Genomic DNA, 17031 nt, shown 5'->3' on the forward strand with positions numbered 1-17031 from the left:
ATCAATCATTCCTCACTGAGTATTTCATCTTGTCTATCTCACATTTTAGATTAGTTATAGCTTTACGATGCAATTGTGATACTCTAGATTCTGATACTTTAAGAACACTAGCAATCTCCTTTAAGTTTAACTCATCGTAATAGTATAGTGACAACACTAGTTGTTCCTTATCTTTTAAGTTTGATATAGCTTTTGAAAGTATCTCTGCTTTTTCATTTTCATCGACAATACTACTTGGGTTTTCATCGTCACTTATTTTTAAAAATCTTTCAATATTTTCACTCGTATCTTCAAATATAACTTTATCTAGAGAATATGTACTCAGCATATCTATATCCGTCTCAATTTCTGAAACATCCATCTTTGTTATGTTTAATTCATCTGCTATTTCACCAATGCTCGGCTCTTTAAATAGTTTATTTCTTAAATTCTCAACCACTTTATTGTAGTTATTTATCCTAGATATCCTCTGTTTTGAAATAGGTTGCTGTCTTCTTATTTCATCTAATATTGCCCCTTTGATTCTTATATATGAATAAGTTGAAAACTTTGCATCTCTCTCAACATCGAATCTATTAACTGCATCAATTAAACCTAATATACCTGTATTCACTAGATCATCGAACTCAAGCCCTTTGTTTGGAACAAACAGCTTGTTTGCAATGCTCTTTACAAGAGGAATATTGTCTTTAATTAATTGTTCTCTATCAAGAACAACACATTTTTTACTATCTACATTATTAAACGGCTCAGTAATTGATTTATCAACTACTAATTTTCTCAACATATACGCTTGATCCATCATATACATTCAGCCCCCAAAAATAATCTTATTATTTTATCCTTGTCTGGTTTCAAAATATCCTCTGGAACATTTTGCCCAGTTGTTAGATAAGAAATTGGTTTTTTTGAATGATTTAAAATATTCATTATTGAACCATATGTAGTAGTTTCATCTAATTTGCTTATTACTAAACTAGTAAAATTCAAGGGTCTATAAGCGTCAATTGTCGATTTAACACATCTATCATTTGTTGTACAGCTTAGAACTAGTAACACCTTCTTATCGCCAACTTTTTCTATATATTCTTTTAATTCTAAAATTTTTTTAGAATTTGTATAGCTTCTACCTGTGGTGTCAATCAGTATAGTGTCACAATCTTTCATATACTCTAGAGCCTCATCCATTTCTTCTTGAGTAATAACTCCTCTAAATGGCATATTCATAATTTCTGCGTAGATCTTTAGTTGTTCAACTGCACCAATTCTATAAGTGTCTGTCGTTATTAAACCAACTTTCTTATGATCGTTAAACAATAGATTCGCGGCAATCTTGGCTATAGTAGTTGTTTTTCCCACGCCGGGTGGTCCAACTAAAACTACTCTTCTTCCTGTTAGGTTACTCATATCTATTTTTATACTATCTTTTAGTGCTTCTACTACATCTAAACTTAAATCTCTTCCATTAAATTTCTTTTGGTCAAGTTTTAGCTTCATCTCTCTGATACTAACTTCATTAAAATCGAGATTGCTCAACTTAAAACAAATTTTTTCTACTCCACTAGATCTTTTATCTATGCCTGATTTGTCCGATACTATCATTTAGATTTCCACCACACCTTCTGCCTTGATTTGGATATCATTTGGTATCTCATTTAATGACAATACCATTAGATTTGGAAATACTATCTCAGTCAACTTTCTAAATGGCGCTCTTATTTTGGGAGACACCACTATAGCCGGAATATTATTGTTAAAGTAAACCGTCCTAATAATCTCTTGTATACCTTCGAATATTTTGTTAGAGTATTCTGGATCAATTGCAGGATAATTACCATTTATAGATCTCTGTATATTATCAGAAATCATATTTTCTACATCTTTACTCAATGTGGATATCACAATAGTATTGTTTTCATCTACTAAATTTGCACAAATACTCCTGTTTAGAGCAATTCTCACGTACTCTGTTAAGACTTCTAAATCTTTTGTACCTATAGATTGATCTGCAAGAGTTTCAAGAATAGTTACTCTATCCCTTATACTAACTTTTTCCTTAAGAAGGTTTTGGAGTATTTTTTGTATTTCACCTAGTGTCATAAGATCCGGGATAAGCTCTTCCACGACAGCACTATAATTTTCTCTAGTGATATCAATTATATTTTTAACCTCTTGCCTTCCCAAAAGTTCATGAGCATTAGATTTAATTACATCCATCAAATGAGTAATCAAGATAGTTGCAGAATCTACTATCGTGTAACCCTTTAATTCCGCTTCCTCTAATTTATCTTTATCTATCCATAAAGCTTCCAGACCAAAAGTTGGCTCTGTGGTCTTGATTCCATCTATACTAAAACCCTGATTTACAGAATCCATACATAAAACCATGTTGGGTATAATTTCATAACTAGAAACTATATTTCCCTTGATTTTGATATTGTACTGGTTGGGATTTAGCTGTAGATTATCTCTTATTCTTATAGGCTGTACGATTATTCCCATATCTATTGCACACTGTCTTCTTATTGAAGCTATTCTCTGCAACAAGTCGCCACCGCTAGACTCATCTGCTAGTGCAATAAGTCCATATCCAATTTCGACTTCTATTACCTCTACGTTTATTAAATCCTTTACATCTTCGGCTTCATTTTTATCAGCTGAAACCATATTTGCATCTTCAACTATATAATCATCAAGCTCTTCCTCAGAATCTTTAGATAGAAAATATCCCGAAACCATGGCACCTATCCCTAAAGAGAAAAATGCAAATTTAGGAAGTCCCGGCATTAGCCCTAAGATTATAAGTACAACACCTGTGATAATAATTGCCTTTGGTATAGAAGTTAATTGTTTACCAACTAAAGTACCAAAATTATCATCACTAGCTACTCTAGTAACTAAGATACCTGATGATACAGAAATCAACAGCGCTGGTATTTGGCTGACTAAACCATCACCAATAGTAAGTCTAACAAATGTCTGACCTGCCTCTGTTAAAGTCATGTCCATCATTAAAACTCCAATAATAATACCGCCCACTATATTTATTAGAGTAATTATTATCCCTGCAATTGCATCTCCTTTTACGAATTTAGATGCTCCATCCATAGATCCAAAGAAATCTGCTTCTTGTTGCAGTTCTTCCCTTCTTTTTTTAGCCATATCTTCATCTATAGTTCCAGAGTTTAAATCTGCATCTATACTCATCTGTTTTCCAGGCATTGCATCCAGTGTAAATCTTGCTGAAACCTCAGATACCCTTCCGGAACCATTGGTTATAACTACAAATTGAACGATTATTATAATAAGAAATATAATAATACCTACAACATAATTTCCGCCCACAACAAAGCTCCCAAACGCTTCGATTACATTTCCAGCATACCCCTGACTAAGTATTAATCTAGTTGAAGACATATTTAGTCCCAATCTAAATAATGTAGTTATCAGTAGCATAGTCGGAAATATTGATAGCTCAAGAATATTTTTTGTGAACAAAGTCATAAGTAGTATTAGTATAGATAAACTTATGTTGACAGATAACAATAAGTCTAGTAAAAATGTTGGCAGTGGTATTATTATCATCAGAATAATGCACATAACACCTAAAGCTACTATAATGTCTAGTTGGCCTTTAAGGTTTACTTTTTTCATTGTTTATCCTACCTTCTTAACGATACATTTATATTACTATCGATATTTAGTTTTTTATTTCGATCTCTTTTTATTTACGTATTGGTTTATATCTGTTTTTTATTTTGTAGACTGCTACTAATATTTCTGCAACAGCCTGATACATTTCTTCAGGCACCTCTTGGTCAATTGCAACATTTTTGTACAAAGTCTGAGCCAGAGGTTTATTCTCCATTATTTCTATGTTGTGCTCTGCTGCTATCTCTCTTATCTTAAAAGCTAATTTATCAGCGCCTTTTGCTATCACTACAGGAGCTTCATCGACTCCTTTTTCATATTTTATTGCCACCGATATATGTGTAGGATTGGTTATTATAACCGTCGCTTTAGGCACTGCCTGTATTCTTGTCTGCGATGATATTTCTCTCTGCTTTTGCTTAATCTTAGACTTCAGTTGAGGATCTCCTTCTGATTGCTTATACTCATCTTTTATTTCTTGCTTAGTCATTCTTATTGATTTTTTATAAGTAAATTTTTGAAATAAAAAATCAGCTAGTGCTATTACTGATAAAGCAATGCAAATTTTCGTAAGTATTTCAAATACCAAATTCTCAATTTCATAAATAAGCGTCGGAATATATACGTTGCTTAATTTAATTACTTCCATGTATTTATTTTTATAAAACGAATACCCAATATATCCTAGTACCGCCACGATAAATAAATTTTTGACCAAAGTCCCTAAATTCTTCATAGAAAAAATATTTTTAAGTCCTTTGATTGGGTCTAATTTTGAAAGTTTTGGTTTCAAACCTTCCGATGTAAATAAGAGCCCTGTTTGAAGTAAATTTCCAGCTACTCCAAGAACTAAAAAAATTGATGCAATAGGTAAAAATAACTTTAGTATATAGGTTATTCCGTTTATGACAATATTTTGAATTCCACTATAGGTTAGTTCTGTATAGTAATTAAATGTAAGAAATTCAGACAATACACCTGTAAATGAATTCACCATAAATTTTGTAAGCGATGGCAATAGAATAGTAAATCCTACTAATGTCAAAGCAGATGTTACTTCTTTACTCTTAGCTATATTTCCCTTTTTTCTTTCATCCTTCTTTTTCTTATTAGTAGCATCTTCTGTTTTTTCAGACGAGAGCATAAATACCATTGCTCCTGCTTGAAATGTCCCATCGTACATATTCGGTATCTCTTTAAATAAACTGATTATCTCATTGATAATAAGTGGGAGTACCATCATCAGTAATGTCATACCTACTAACAATTTTAAAGGCATCCCGATCAACATTACATTTAATTGAGGTACACTTCTAGATATAAGTCCCAGTATAAAATCAGCCAGAATCAAGCAAATTATAATCGGTATAGCTATTTTAAAACCGATTGAGAAACACTGTACAAATATATCAACGATGTATTGAGTGTTGTATATCAAAAGTCCGCTTCCAATCTGAATGACTTCGAAACTATACTTTATTCCACTTATCAATATCTGAAATCCATCTATGCTGAAAAACAACATAATTGCTAGCCAATTCATTATATTTTCCGTAAGGGTAGTCTGAGAATTCGATCCTGGATCGAATATACTCAGCATTGATAGACCCATCTGGAAATCAATCAAGCTACCTGCAAATCTGATACTATAAAAACATATATTTGTAATGTATCCTAATATAAGTCCGGTCAATGTTTCGGATACACCACATAAAATAATCTCTACTGTACTGTCTGTATGTTCTAATAATTGAACATCCATATTAAATGCTAAAAGTACAGATATCATAATAGAAAAAATCACCTTAAAAGCATTTGGAGTACCTTTTGGAAATAGCATTGTAAGAGAGGCAAAAAATGCTAACACTCTAATAAATACATACATTTAGTCCTCCTACTTTGTTATGAGCTTTATCATGTCAAATATCTCTACTGTAAAAGTTGATAGCGTTCTCAACATCCACCCGCCTAATACCGCTATAATAAGCAGTATTCCAATCAACTTTGGAACAAATGTAAGCGTCTGTTCCTGTATCTGTGTTGTAGCCTGAAATATACTTATAGCCAGACCTATTACAAGCGATACAATAAGGACTGGCGATGCTATCATAATAGCTGTGAATAGAGATTTTTTTACAATACTCATTATAATTAATTCACTCATAAATTTTCTCCTACCTTAAAATCCCATAATCAACGATTTTATAACTAAATTCCATCCATCAACCATGACAAATAGTAGTAGTTTAAATGGTAAAGAAACCATTGCTGGTGGAAGCATAAACATCCCCATAGACATTAATATACTTGCTACTACAAGGTCGATTATTAAAAATGGAATATACATTAGAAAACCTATCTGAAACGCTGTCTTTAGTTCGCTCGTAACAAATGCTGGCAAAACAACACTTAGAGGAATATTGTCCCTTGTAAGTTTTTTATCCTTTAAATCTGCTTGCTCTACAAAAAGATCCAGATCCTTTTGTCTAGTTTGTTTTAACATAAACTTTCTAATCGGTATCTCTGCTCTATTTAACGCAACTTCCAAAGTAATTTCCTTTTTTTCATAAGGTTGTATAGCATTTTTATTAATGTCATCAGTCACGGGTCTCATTATAAAGATCGTCAACACTATTGCTAATCCTGCCAACACCTGACTCGGTATTGCCTGTGATGCTCCTAAAGCTGATTTTAAAAATGACAAACTAATTACCAATCTGACAAAGCATGTCATCATAAACATAAGAGATGGCAAAAACATCAAAATTGTCATAAAAATAAATAGCTGCATTTCCGGCGTATACTGCGCCTTACCTGCAATTAAACTAGATAGTAATTCCATCTTTTTAGTCTTCCTTTTTTACGATTTTTTCTATATATTTCCCAAATTCGTTTTTTAATTTAAAGTTATTAAAGTTTATATCAGAGCTTTCTTTAAGATTTTGATCAAGCTTCAAAATCTCCTCTTCAGTTAAATCTTTTAACTTTTCTACACCCGATGGAGTGGATGATACAATACATCCACTCTCTCCAATTTTTAATACAATGATACTGTTATTCTTACTGATATTTAAAACTTCTAGAACTCTTACATATTTATTCTTATAACTACCGACCAATGTTTTTTGGCTCATTTTAAGGGATATAACAATCAAAAAAATTACTATCGGAATAAATACCAGTATTTTAACCACATAAAGAAACATACTAATCACCCTTTATTGAACTACTAAGTTTGTAAAATATACTTCACTAACTGTACTTGATCCTAACCTTTCGTTCAGTTTTTGTATTAATTGTTCCTTCAAATTATCTAAATTATCCGAAGAAAAATCTTCGGCTTTTTTAGACATCAAAAAATTAATTATTACATCTCTTACTAGAGGTAATTTTTCTTCAAACTTTTTATCATTAGAATAGTATTCTACACTCATAGTTGACTTTAAGTATCTCGCTGAATCCTCATCAGATAACTTAACTAATATTTCATCTTTTAAATCTAAAATTGTTGTAGTAGAATTTTCTTTTGTCGTATTGGATATGTTTTGCCCAAACATAGCATATCCTGCTCCAAGTCCAAGTCCTGCTACAATTAATAGCATTATTATAAGAAATCCTTTTTTACCTTTCACTTTTACCCTCCTGAAGTGTAGTTATAAGAATATTAACCCTTCTATTTTCAGATCTATGATCACTTGTATCATTTGCATGTATTGGCTTATATTCACCGTATCCTGTAGCAGAAAAAAGATTTGGACTCATTCCCCTCTCCTCTACAAAATACCTAACCACACTTACTGCTCTATTAGACGATAACTCCCAATTGGTTTCGCTTGTCCTAGATCCAACTGGCACATTATCTGTATGTCCTTCTATTACTATCTGGTTCTTCATATCTTTTATCATCTCGTGAACTTCTTTTAGCATCTCTTTACTGTCACTTCTCAAATTGGTTTTTCCTGAGTCGAATAATATTGAATCTTCCATTTCCAATAATATTCCCCTCTCGTCATTTTTCAACTTAATGCTTCCATCAAGTTCCTTTTCATTTATTTCTTTCTGCAATTGTTCCTGCACTTGTGCCTTTTGTGATTCATTTGTAATAAATCCTTCTAAAGCCTCTTTATCACCTAAATTTGAACTTCCATTCAATACACCCTGACCTTGAAATTGCCCTTTTAGAGCGTTATTGACATCATTGAATTTTTCATTATCTACACTCGCCATAGAATAAAGCAATACAAAGAAAGTAAGTAATAACGTTACGGTATCAGCATAAGTCGGCAACCACGCATCTAGATTTACTGATGTCTTTTTTTTATTTCTACGAGACATTTCCAGTTGCTCCTTCTACGAATGAATTAGACCCAGAAGATTTAAGTTCTCTAAAGTACTCAACCTTTTCATCATTTGAAAGGTATGAAAGTAATTTTCCTTCTAAAATTCTGCTGCTATCCCCTAGCTGGATGCTAATTATCCCGTCCGTTATCATTTCCATTGTATTTACTTCAGTTGCTAATTTCGCTTCAATGTTATATCCAATTGGATTTAGTACAATACTAGACATAAAACTTCCATAAAATGTAGTTATTAACGCCTTACCCATACCAGCAGCAATCATGTCTGGTGAAGTCAGATCTGATAACATCTGTATTAGACCCACTAGAGTTCCCATCATTCCAAATGCAGGTGCATATGAACCCCAAATTTTAAACATTTCTGAATACTTACCAGTACTTGATTCATATTCAGCGATTTCATTTTCTAGGATTTCCTTTACTACTTCTTGTTCTACTCCATCTATCGAAAGTTCTAATCCTTTTCTCAAAAAAGAATTATCTATACTTTGTAAGTCATCATCTAGTGCCAATAAGCCATCTCTTCTAGCTTTTCTAGATAGCATCTTAAACTGGTTCAACAATTCAACCTTTGAAGAATCTCCATTTGTAAAAGAGTACTTTAAGGCTTTTGGAATTAATTTAACATCCTCTATAGGATAAGTTATAACTATAGCTCCTAAAGACCCTATTACAGTTATTAAGATGGACGGGAAGTCGTAGAATATTTTTATGCTACTTCCACCAGATATACAAGCCCACAGTATTAATCCTATGGATACAATAAGACCTAATGGAGTTAAAATATCGCTTTTTCTCCTCATTTTCTCCCTCTCCTAATCAAAAGTAAATTATCTCTTTAAGTTTATAATGTCTTGTAGTATTTCATCTGATGTTGTTATAATTTTACTACTAGCCTGAAATGCTCTACTAGAAACAATCATCTCTGTAAATTCCTCTGCGAGATCTACATTAGACATCTCTATAGATCCCTGTTTTATTACACCACTTGCTCCTTCAATTTGAGGGTCACCAGAGTTTGCAGAAGGAGAAAATAAGTTTCCACCTTGAGCATCTAATCCTGCTGGATTTTTAAAAGCATATATTTGAACCTGTTGTGTTCTCATATTAGTAGCAACTGTTCCAACAGATCCTGATGGTGTATCAGGTGGTATATCGTATACTTTGTCAGTTGTCTGGCCATCAGCCAATGAGTATGTAATAACGCCATCTTTGGATATTGTGTACGATACTACATCTTGTATTGTGCCATCTTTAGGACTAACACTTTGAAGTGGAATTTCTATTATTCCATCTGCAGCGGCGCCCCCTTCTGGAGTTATCTTTCCTTGTAATATAAACCCTGAAGAGTTTACAAGTCTTCCTTGTTCATCTTCACCGAAAGATCCATCTCTCGTATATAGAACTTGTCCGTTTCTTACCACCGGAAAATACCCTTCCCCATCTATAGCTAGATCTGAAGTAATACCTGTAGGTTGAAGTCCACCTTGCAACATATTTTTTACTATAGAAGAAACTTGAGTACCAATACCTACTTGACCTAAGTTTGTACCTCCCATAGCTGCTGTTGGTGCACTTGAATATATCATAGTTTGATAAAATGAATCCGTAGTTCTAGCTGTTGATTTTTTAAATGCTACTGTACTAACATTAGCAACATTGTTACCAACAACATCTAATTTAGTTTGATTCGCTTTTATCCCGCTTATTCCCGAATACATTGCTTTTATCATAGTTTATACGCCCTCCGAATTGTTTTTACCGCTTATTTTCAACAAATCTTCATATTTAAAAGACTTAATCTCTCCAGTATCATTTAACTTTACATCTAAGTAAATAATCCCATCTTTGATATATGCCGATTGTACTTCTCCTACATAATTCTCATTCTCCGAACCTTCTACTCCCGAATTCTCATTTGAAATCTCTACTTCTTTTCCTATAAGAGATGTCGCCATTCCAAGAGCAGAGTTTATTAGGTTTGCATTTCCAAAAGCCAACAATATCTCCATATTTGTATTCATATTCATCATTTGCTCTAATCCAGAAAATTCCGCCAACTGTGATACATATTGAGATGGATCTTGTGGGTTTAATGGATCTTGATTAGCCATTTGAGCTACAAGTATCTTCATAAACATTTCTTTATCTACTGCACCACTAGATCTTTGCTCCGTGTTACTTCTACTTTCAACTGATTTATTCTTAGCAATATCTAAATAATTCGTATTAAATGAACTTAAATTATCCATAAATAACCTCCTACATCTAAGCTAATATATCTAACCTATCGTCAGTATTTTCATTGATTTTATCAATTTTATTTTCCGTGTTTATATTTTCTTTATCCTCGCCACTAAAAGATTTCTTGTTTTCTCTATAGCTGTGTTGATCAAAATCTTGCTTGGATAAATCAAACTGCTGAGCTCCTTGATCAGAGACATTAACCGTTATTTCTTTTAGATTTATATTGAGAGATTCTAGATGCTGTTTCAAATCCAATGTATTTTTATTAACTAAATCATATACATTTTTATTTGCAACAGTAATTATTCCGAACATCTCACCATCTTGTTTTGACAACTTTATATTCATCTCTCCAAGTTCATCTGGTTTTAATCTAATTGTCATCTGCTCTAATCCATTAGATTTTATGTACTTGACAATTTTGACTATATCTTGTTCAATGTTTGCTCTTGTGATGTACGATGGCAGTTTATCAGTACCTATATCTCCGAGCTTAAACTCCTTGTTCTGCGCTAAATTCACATCGTGACTTGGCTCAACGACCGAACTGAATTCACTAGATATATTATTCTTGTAATTTTTTAAATCGGCTATCTTTTCTAAAACAACGAGACTTTCATTTTTGGATAATTTATCATCTATTTCGCTTACATTATTCATACTTTTCAAATCATATAGATCGGAGTATTGATCTCCTTCTACAGATAAATCTTCCTGTGAACTGTAATCAAAATCTTTATGCTCAATTATTTTTGAAATTTTATTTTTAATTATGTCTAAATTTTTCTCCAAAATCTCTTTTACATCAAGGGGTTCCGTCTCTTCCAGCATCAGAGCTATCAACTTATCAAGCTTAGTAATTCCTTCATCATCAGAGCTTAATTTTCCTAAATCTGCAGCTGTAATTGCTGATTTGAGATCATTCATCATTTTATTTAATTCTTCTCGACCAGCTAATTGATCTATTAAATTGACACTGCAATCAAGTTTTCCTAGTTTATCAGTCTCACCAAGACCAATTGTTACTTCAGCCAACTCTGTAGTTTGATTTAATATGCTCTCTAAAAAAGCATATAAAAGAGAAGAATCTTCCTCACTGATTTTATTGCTATCTAATTCTTCTCGATCCTTGTTTTTTTCCGTTTTTTTATTGACACTACCTAGTTTATCGGTAAACTTATTTTTATTTGTTTCCGAGATTTTTTTAGAAGTTGAAAATGTATCGCGTACTTCATTTTTTTTTTCACTGAAGGCAATAGACTCAGAATTAAAATCTAGTTTCATACAACACCTCTTACGCTTTTTTATACTGTTTCTTTTCTTCTTATAAAATTTAAAATAGCAAATTCATCACTTTCGATCTGCTCTTTTAAATTTTGCTCTTTCAAAAACGATCTATATTTATTTTCTTTAAGTTTTTCTAGAGATTTCACTTCTATCCTTCTCTCTATCAACTTACTTTTATTTATTTCAACTTCTTTAACAGATTGATTAAGTTTGTCATTTGTATCTTGAATAGAATTATCGAGAAGTGTTATGTAATTTCTCGTTAACTTTTGTGATACTCGATCTCCATCTATCTGCATATTCATATATTTATGGTAACTTTTTTCTAATTTTTTTAATTGATCTTCAATGCTCAACTTATTGTTTTGAGATTGAAGCAATTCTCTCTCCGCTTCTCTTTTATCATCAATCTTAATGTCTAAGACTTTCTGAAGTTTAAATTTAAAGTTCTTCTCCATGCTAATTCACCTTATCGTCGTTAATTTAAAGTTTGAGTTCAACAGCTAATATCATTTTAAGTATTCTGTTTAAAATGACGATAAATGGGCATTAATGAGTTATAGCTTCAATTGTATATTGCAGCTAACAGGACTTATTGATATTTATATAAATATTGATTTTCACTACTTGTCGATACTCCGCTATTGTTATATGTTTTTAGATACTGTATCCATCTTCAACATGTTTACAATATCATTAAGCATTACCATACCAATTGAACATTTGCGGGGTATTGATTACCTGTTTAACACCGAAAAATAATATTTTATTATCAATCTAATCATGCCCTTCTACAAATTTTGATTAATATCTTCATCAAATACTGCCTTTAAACCCACCATAGCGCTCTCAAATGTACATCCTTCATCAGTTCCTTGTTTTAAAAAGTCTACAATTGGATGGTAGTATTCTATTGCTTTATCTATTTTTTTATTAGATCCAATCGTATATGCACCTATATTAATAAGCTCTTCAGCTTCACGATAATCAGCTAGTATACTTCTCGCTTTAGATACGGTATCTAAATATTTTTTATCAACTATATCATTCATAAGTCTACTTATACTACTTAAAACATCAATTGCAGGATATTGGTTTTTATGTGCCAAATCTCTTGATAAAATTATATGACCATCTAAGATACCTCTAGTTGTATCTGCTATAGGCTCATTAAAATCATCCCCATCAACCAATACTGTATAAAAAGCTGTTATGGAGCCTTTTTCAGACGTTCCGGATCTTTCCATAAGCTTTGGAAGCATTGCAAATACAGATGGTGTATAACCTTTTTGCGCTGGCGGTTCACCAATTGCTATTCCAACTTCTCTTTGTGCCATAGCAAATCTAGTAACCGAGTCCATCATAAATATCACTTTTTTACCTTGATCTCTAAAGTATTCAGCAATTGCTGTAGCTGTTAATGCACCCTTTAACCTAAGCAGTGGTGGTTTATCTGAAGTCACACAAACTACTACAGACTTTTCCATCCCTTTTTTCTTCAGGTCATTTTCAATAAAATCTCGTACTTCTCTTCCTCTTTCTCCAATTAAGGCAATTACATTTATATCTGCACAGGCATTTTTAGCAATCATAGCCATAGTAGTACTCTTACCTACCCCACTACCTGCAAATATGCCTATTCTCTGTCCTTCTCCACATGTTGTAAAACAGTCTATAGCCTTAATCCCTGTTGTCATTACATTTTTTATTTTTTGTCTTTTCATTGGATCTGGAGGTTCATTATTTAGATTGTACCTATCGCCCATACCATTGAGATCAGTACCATCTAATGGATTGCCTAAACCATCGAGAACTTTACCTAACATTGCATCACTACACACTACGCTAAGCGGTATTCCTTTAGAAACAACCTTGCATCCTGGCGATATAAGAGACAACTCACCTAAAGGCATTAGTATGACTTCATCGCTTTTAAATCCGACTGCTTCACAATTAATAGGTTGATTTAGTTTGTTGTATATTACACACAACTCACCTACAAAAGCCTTTATACCTTCCACTTCTACAGTAAGTCCAATTATTTTCTTTACTTTACCTTCAGCGATAGTAAGCTCTAAATTGTTTACTACCTTACTAACTTTATCGAAATCTATATCTATGAATTTTTCTTCCATTACGCATTTCCTCCTAAAAGCTCCTCTTTTAGTTTGCTAATAGCGCAGTCAATACCTAATATTACTCGTCCATTTTCTCTTTCTATCACAGCATTTCCCTTTTCTAAACTGTCATCAGCAACAACAAATATGTTTCTTCCTAAAGGTAATTCTTTTTTCCAAGAGTTTAGATCTTCCCTAATATCTTCTTCGTAGTAAGAATTGCATTTAACTATAAAAGTTGAATCCTGTTCATATTCAGAGATGATGTTTTTTAGTAATTCGGACATAGATTCTTTGTCGTCAAATTTTTTTCTTAAAACAGAACTAGCTATATTGATAGCTAAGTTTATTACATCTTTATTTTTTTCCTTAAGATAGGCTACAAACTCTCTATTTGATCTAAACAATAATTCATCAGCTTCTTTTTTTATTTTTAAAGCTTCTTCTTTTGCTTTATCCACATATTCAGTATAAGCCTCTCTATATCCATCTTCGTATCCATTTTTTTTACCTTGGTCGTAACCTTCAATATATGCACTTTTTTCAATTTCTTTAGCATTTAATCTGGCTTCTTCAAGGATACGTTCTTTTACTTCATTTAATTTTTGTTTGTATTCATTTATATTTTCGTTTAAGATATCTTCAGATTCACTATCTCCTCTATCTTTATCTACATAAAAATCTGATAAACTGAGTTTACCTTTGCTCTGAGCCTCTTTGCTTTTAATTACTCTATCTGACAAATTCATCTCTAGAATTCCTTATTATATTGATTGATCCTTCTTTTTCAAGTTTCCTTACGATATGTACAATAGACTGTTGCGATTGCTCTATTTGGGAGTTTTTTACCGTTCCAAGTAGTTCTATTTCTTCTTTTAAAGCCTCCGCAGCCCTACTAGATTGGTTTTTATATACAGTATCAACGATTTCTTCTCTTGCGTCCTTTAAAGCAAATGCTATATCACGCATCTTAACTTCTTTTAGAACTTTCTGTATACTTGATTTATCTAGTTTAACCAAATCTTCAAACACAAACATATTCTCTTTTATTCTCTCTGCTAGTTCTGTATCTTCATTTTCTATTTTTTCCAGCAGATTTTTTTCCGTCCTTCTATCTACGTTGTCTAAGATATCTACTAATGCAATAACTCCACCAGCAGTTTCACTTTCGCTATTGTTTATCGATCTAAGTTTTCTTGTTAGGCTCTCTTCAATTATTTTAATAACTTCTATTGGTACTGAGGAATCATTCCCAATTTTAACAGCTACTTCTTTTTGTAGTGGTAAAGGAAGCTCAGACATTACGGCTGCAGCTTTTTCTGGTTGTATATGGGCAAGAGTAATAGCTATAGTCTGAGAGTTTTCATCCATTAGTATATTTATAATACTAGGAATATCCGCTTTCCTGACAGCTAAAAAAGGTCTCTGCTTAACGTCTTGAAGTATACCTTCTAAAAGTTGCTCGGCCTTTTCATCTCCCAAGGCTTTGCTTAGCAATCTCTTTGCATACGACATCCCACCTGCAATATCAAAATCCTTTGCCTTATTTACCTCTATAAATTCTTTTAATACCTGCCTTCTATTTTTAGAAGATACATGGTGAATGTTTGCAATTTCTAATCCTATTTTTTGAATTTGGTCATCAGGTAAATCTTTGATGATCTCATTTGAAGTCTCAGGCCCCAAAGTCATCAATAAAATAGCTGCTTTTCTTATTCCAACTTCTTTGTATTCTTCTTCGATATCGCTCATATCAAAAGCACTTATGTCATTTTTCTCTTCGTTCAAAGGTATCACCCCTCTTACTCATTTAGCCAAGTCTTAATTATCTCTGTAACTTGATCAGGCTTATCTGATGCATACAATCTAACTTCATCCTCTAGAGATAGATCTTCGCCATCCACTATGCGGTTTGCTCTTCCCACTGTTTCATCAAAAGTCGACTGACTTTCCGAATCTATTAGATTTGCATCGTAGTCTTCATCATATACATCTTCACTTTGCTTTTTATTTTTTCTTATTACTAAGAAGTATACCGCTGCTAATACGATCAGCGAAGTAACAATGAAAATACCTAATGCAAGCAACTTAGCTTTAAGCTCTTGTGCTTTTATCTCTTCAATCTCTTTTTTAGCCTCAGCTTTTCCTTCTGGATCAAAATCCATAGAAGTTACGAATAAATCGTCGCCTCTTTTTTTATCGAGACCTATCGCATTGTATACAATATCCTCAACATCAAACAATATTGCTTTTTTGACTTTTCCATCAATTACAATTGATGTTGTTAGTCTTTTGATCTCACCAGGAGCTTTAATAGTATGAGTTTCTGTTTTACCGGTTTCGTACTCATAGCTTTCTTCTAAAGATTCCTCCTTATTATTTGTGTAGTCATTTACAACATTTGTCATATTGTCATCTACAAGTCCTGCGTTATTAACGCCTCCTTGAGATGTATTTTTCATTTTAGTCTCTTTTATTGCGACTTTATTTGGATCAATTTTTATTTCAGTCTGTTCTACAGAATCAAAATTTAAATCAGCACTTACAGTAGCTTTTACCTTACCTTTCCCAAATATAGGTTCTAACATATTTAAGATAGATTTTTCTAGCTCAAGGTTTAAAGCACTTTCTGCCTCTTTAGCTTCTTTTATATTTGTATTTACACCTGTTTTATTTTTACTTTCACCTGCAACAAATAATCCTTCAGACAGAAGATTCATTTTGTCATCTATAACTTCAACATTTTCCTTTGCCATATTATCGACACTTCCTGAAACCAGAGAAACTATAGATTTAACTTGATTTTCATCAAGATCTGTACCTTTTTTTAAAATTATATATACCGCTGCTTTACCAGGTTCTGACTCTTTTTCAAATACAGATTTTGTTCCTGGTGTTATATGAACTCTTGCTCCATCAACTTGTGGAAAACTTTTTATAGTTTTCTCAATTTCTCCTTGGAGCATTCTCTGCTTCTTTAGTCTAAATTCTTCATCAGTAAGTCCCATAGAAGAACCCTCATCCATTAGCTCAAACCCTTTAGATCCATTTGAAAACTCTGGTGCCAACTCAAGTCTCAATTTATCAGCTTGATTTTTAGGAACGTATACAGTATTTCCTTTTATTTTTGTCTTAACACCATCGGACTCTAGATTTTCAACTATTTCAGCTGCATCTTGCGCATCTATATCAGAAAACAAAACAGCGTATTTGTTTTTGTTGATATATCCGATAGTAAATACGGCTGCTAGTAAAACTGCCAATGCGCTTGTAATTATCGCTATTTTGACGCCCTTTTTAGAAGATTTAAATTTTTGAATTAGAGGATCAATTCTTTGTTTTTTAATGTCTTTGACGCTAACTTTCATGGT

The 17031-nt window shown here is 32.5% G+C and carries 18 protein-coding genes; all 18 read right to left on the bottom strand.

Translation table 11 applies throughout. The annotated features are described in order from the left end of the window. Position 1 precedes the first annotated feature (1 nt). On the bottom strand, positions 2-805 hold the full coding sequence (locus tag J2Z43_RS09910) for a sigma-70 family RNA polymerase sigma factor (protein ID WP_234926347.1): 804 nt from the start codon (positions 803-805) through the stop codon (positions 2-4). Then, the gene (locus J2Z43_RS09915) at positions 802-1602 is read right to left on the bottom strand and encodes a flagellar biosynthesis protein FlhF (RefSeq protein WP_209457055.1); all 801 of its coding nucleotides are present in this window, start codon (positions 1600-1602) and stop codon (positions 802-804) included. The genes J2Z43_RS09910 and J2Z43_RS09915 overlap by 4 nt, the downstream gene beginning before the upstream one ends. Then, entirely contained in the window at positions 1603-3654 is a 2052-nt protein-coding gene (gene flhA / locus J2Z43_RS09920; RefSeq protein WP_209457056.1) for a flagellar biosynthesis protein FlhA, read from the bottom strand. Positions 3655-3724: 70 nt separating this feature from the next. Beyond that, positions 3725-5536: a fused FliR family export protein/FlhB family type III secretion system protein gene (locus J2Z43_RS09925; RefSeq protein ID WP_209457057.1), complete on the bottom strand. Its 1812-nt coding sequence runs from the start codon at positions 5534-5536 to the stop codon at positions 3725-3727. Between the two features lie 9 nt (positions 5537-5545). Next, positions 5546-5815, bottom strand: a complete 270-nt coding sequence (fliQ, locus tag J2Z43_RS09930; protein ID WP_024621256.1) for a flagellar biosynthesis protein FliQ — start codon at positions 5813-5815, stop codon at positions 5546-5548. A gap of 15 nt (positions 5816-5830) precedes the next feature. Continuing rightward, complete coding sequence (fliP, locus tag J2Z43_RS09935; protein ID WP_209457058.1) at positions 5831-6493, bottom strand: flagellar type III secretion system pore protein FliP; 663 nt, start codon at positions 6491-6493, stop codon at positions 5831-5833. A 4-nt stretch (positions 6494-6497) separates the two neighbouring features. Continuing rightward, complete coding sequence (locus J2Z43_RS09940) at positions 6498-6785, bottom strand: flagellar biosynthetic protein FliO (protein WP_234926348.1); 288 nt, start codon at positions 6783-6785, stop codon at positions 6498-6500. A gap of 84 nt (positions 6786-6869) precedes the next feature. Next, on the bottom strand, positions 6870-7283 hold the full coding sequence (locus tag J2Z43_RS09945) for a flagellar basal body-associated FliL family protein (protein ID WP_209457060.1): 414 nt from the start codon (positions 7281-7283) through the stop codon (positions 6870-6872). Next, complete coding sequence (locus tag J2Z43_RS09950) at positions 7273-7986, bottom strand: OmpA/MotB family protein (protein ID WP_209457061.1); 714 nt, start codon at positions 7984-7986, stop codon at positions 7273-7275. The genes J2Z43_RS09945 and J2Z43_RS09950 overlap by 11 nt, the downstream gene beginning before the upstream one ends. After that, positions 7976-8812: a motility protein A gene (locus J2Z43_RS09955; RefSeq protein WP_209457062.1), complete on the bottom strand. Its 837-nt coding sequence runs from the start codon at positions 8810-8812 to the stop codon at positions 7976-7978. Before J2Z43_RS09955 ends, J2Z43_RS09950 begins: the two co-directional genes overlap by 11 nt. A gap of 27 nt (positions 8813-8839) precedes the next feature. After that, on the bottom strand, positions 8840-9742 hold the full coding sequence (locus J2Z43_RS09960; protein ID WP_209457063.1) for a flagellar hook-basal body complex protein: 903 nt from the start codon (positions 9740-9742) through the stop codon (positions 8840-8842). Positions 9743-9745: 3 nt separating this feature from the next. Beyond that, the gene (locus tag J2Z43_RS09965) at positions 9746-10261 is read right to left on the bottom strand and encodes a flagellar hook assembly protein FlgD (protein WP_209457064.1); all 516 of its coding nucleotides are present in this window, start codon (positions 10259-10261) and stop codon (positions 9746-9748) included. A gap of 16 nt (positions 10262-10277) precedes the next feature. Beyond that, a complete protein-coding gene (locus J2Z43_RS09970; RefSeq protein ID WP_209457065.1) occupies positions 10278-11540 on the bottom strand; it encodes a flagellar hook-length control protein FliK in 1263 nt (420 codons plus the stop codon). Between the two features lie 20 nt (positions 11541-11560). Further along, positions 11561-12001: a flagellar export protein FliJ gene (gene fliJ / locus J2Z43_RS09975; RefSeq protein ID WP_209457066.1), complete on the bottom strand. Its 441-nt coding sequence runs from the start codon at positions 11999-12001 to the stop codon at positions 11561-11563. A 333-nt stretch (positions 12002-12334) separates the two neighbouring features. Continuing rightward, positions 12335-13678 (bottom strand): flagellar protein export ATPase FliI, encoded by a 1344-nt coding sequence (gene fliI / locus J2Z43_RS09980; RefSeq protein WP_209457067.1) that lies wholly within the window; start codon positions 13676-13678, stop codon positions 12335-12337. Further along, complete coding sequence (locus J2Z43_RS09985) at positions 13678-14409, bottom strand: FliH/SctL family protein (protein WP_234926349.1); 732 nt, start codon at positions 14407-14409, stop codon at positions 13678-13680. Before J2Z43_RS09985 ends, fliI begins: the two co-directional genes overlap by 1 nt. Beyond that, positions 14393-15448, bottom strand: coding sequence for a flagellar motor switch protein FliG (gene fliG / locus J2Z43_RS09990; protein ID WP_209457068.1), 1056 nt, complete (start codon positions 15446-15448; stop codon positions 14393-14395). Before fliG ends, J2Z43_RS09985 begins: the two co-directional genes overlap by 17 nt. A gap of 14 nt (positions 15449-15462) precedes the next feature. Then, positions 15463-17028 (bottom strand): flagellar basal-body MS-ring/collar protein FliF, encoded by a 1566-nt coding sequence (fliF, locus tag J2Z43_RS09995; RefSeq protein WP_209457069.1) that lies wholly within the window; start codon positions 17026-17028, stop codon positions 15463-15465. Positions 17029-17031: the final 3 nt, after the last annotated feature.

This window comes from Metaclostridioides mangenotii (assembly GCF_017873185.1).
Taxonomy (GTDB): Bacteria; Bacillota; Clostridia; order Peptostreptococcales; family Peptostreptococcaceae; genus Metaclostridioides; species Metaclostridioides mangenotii.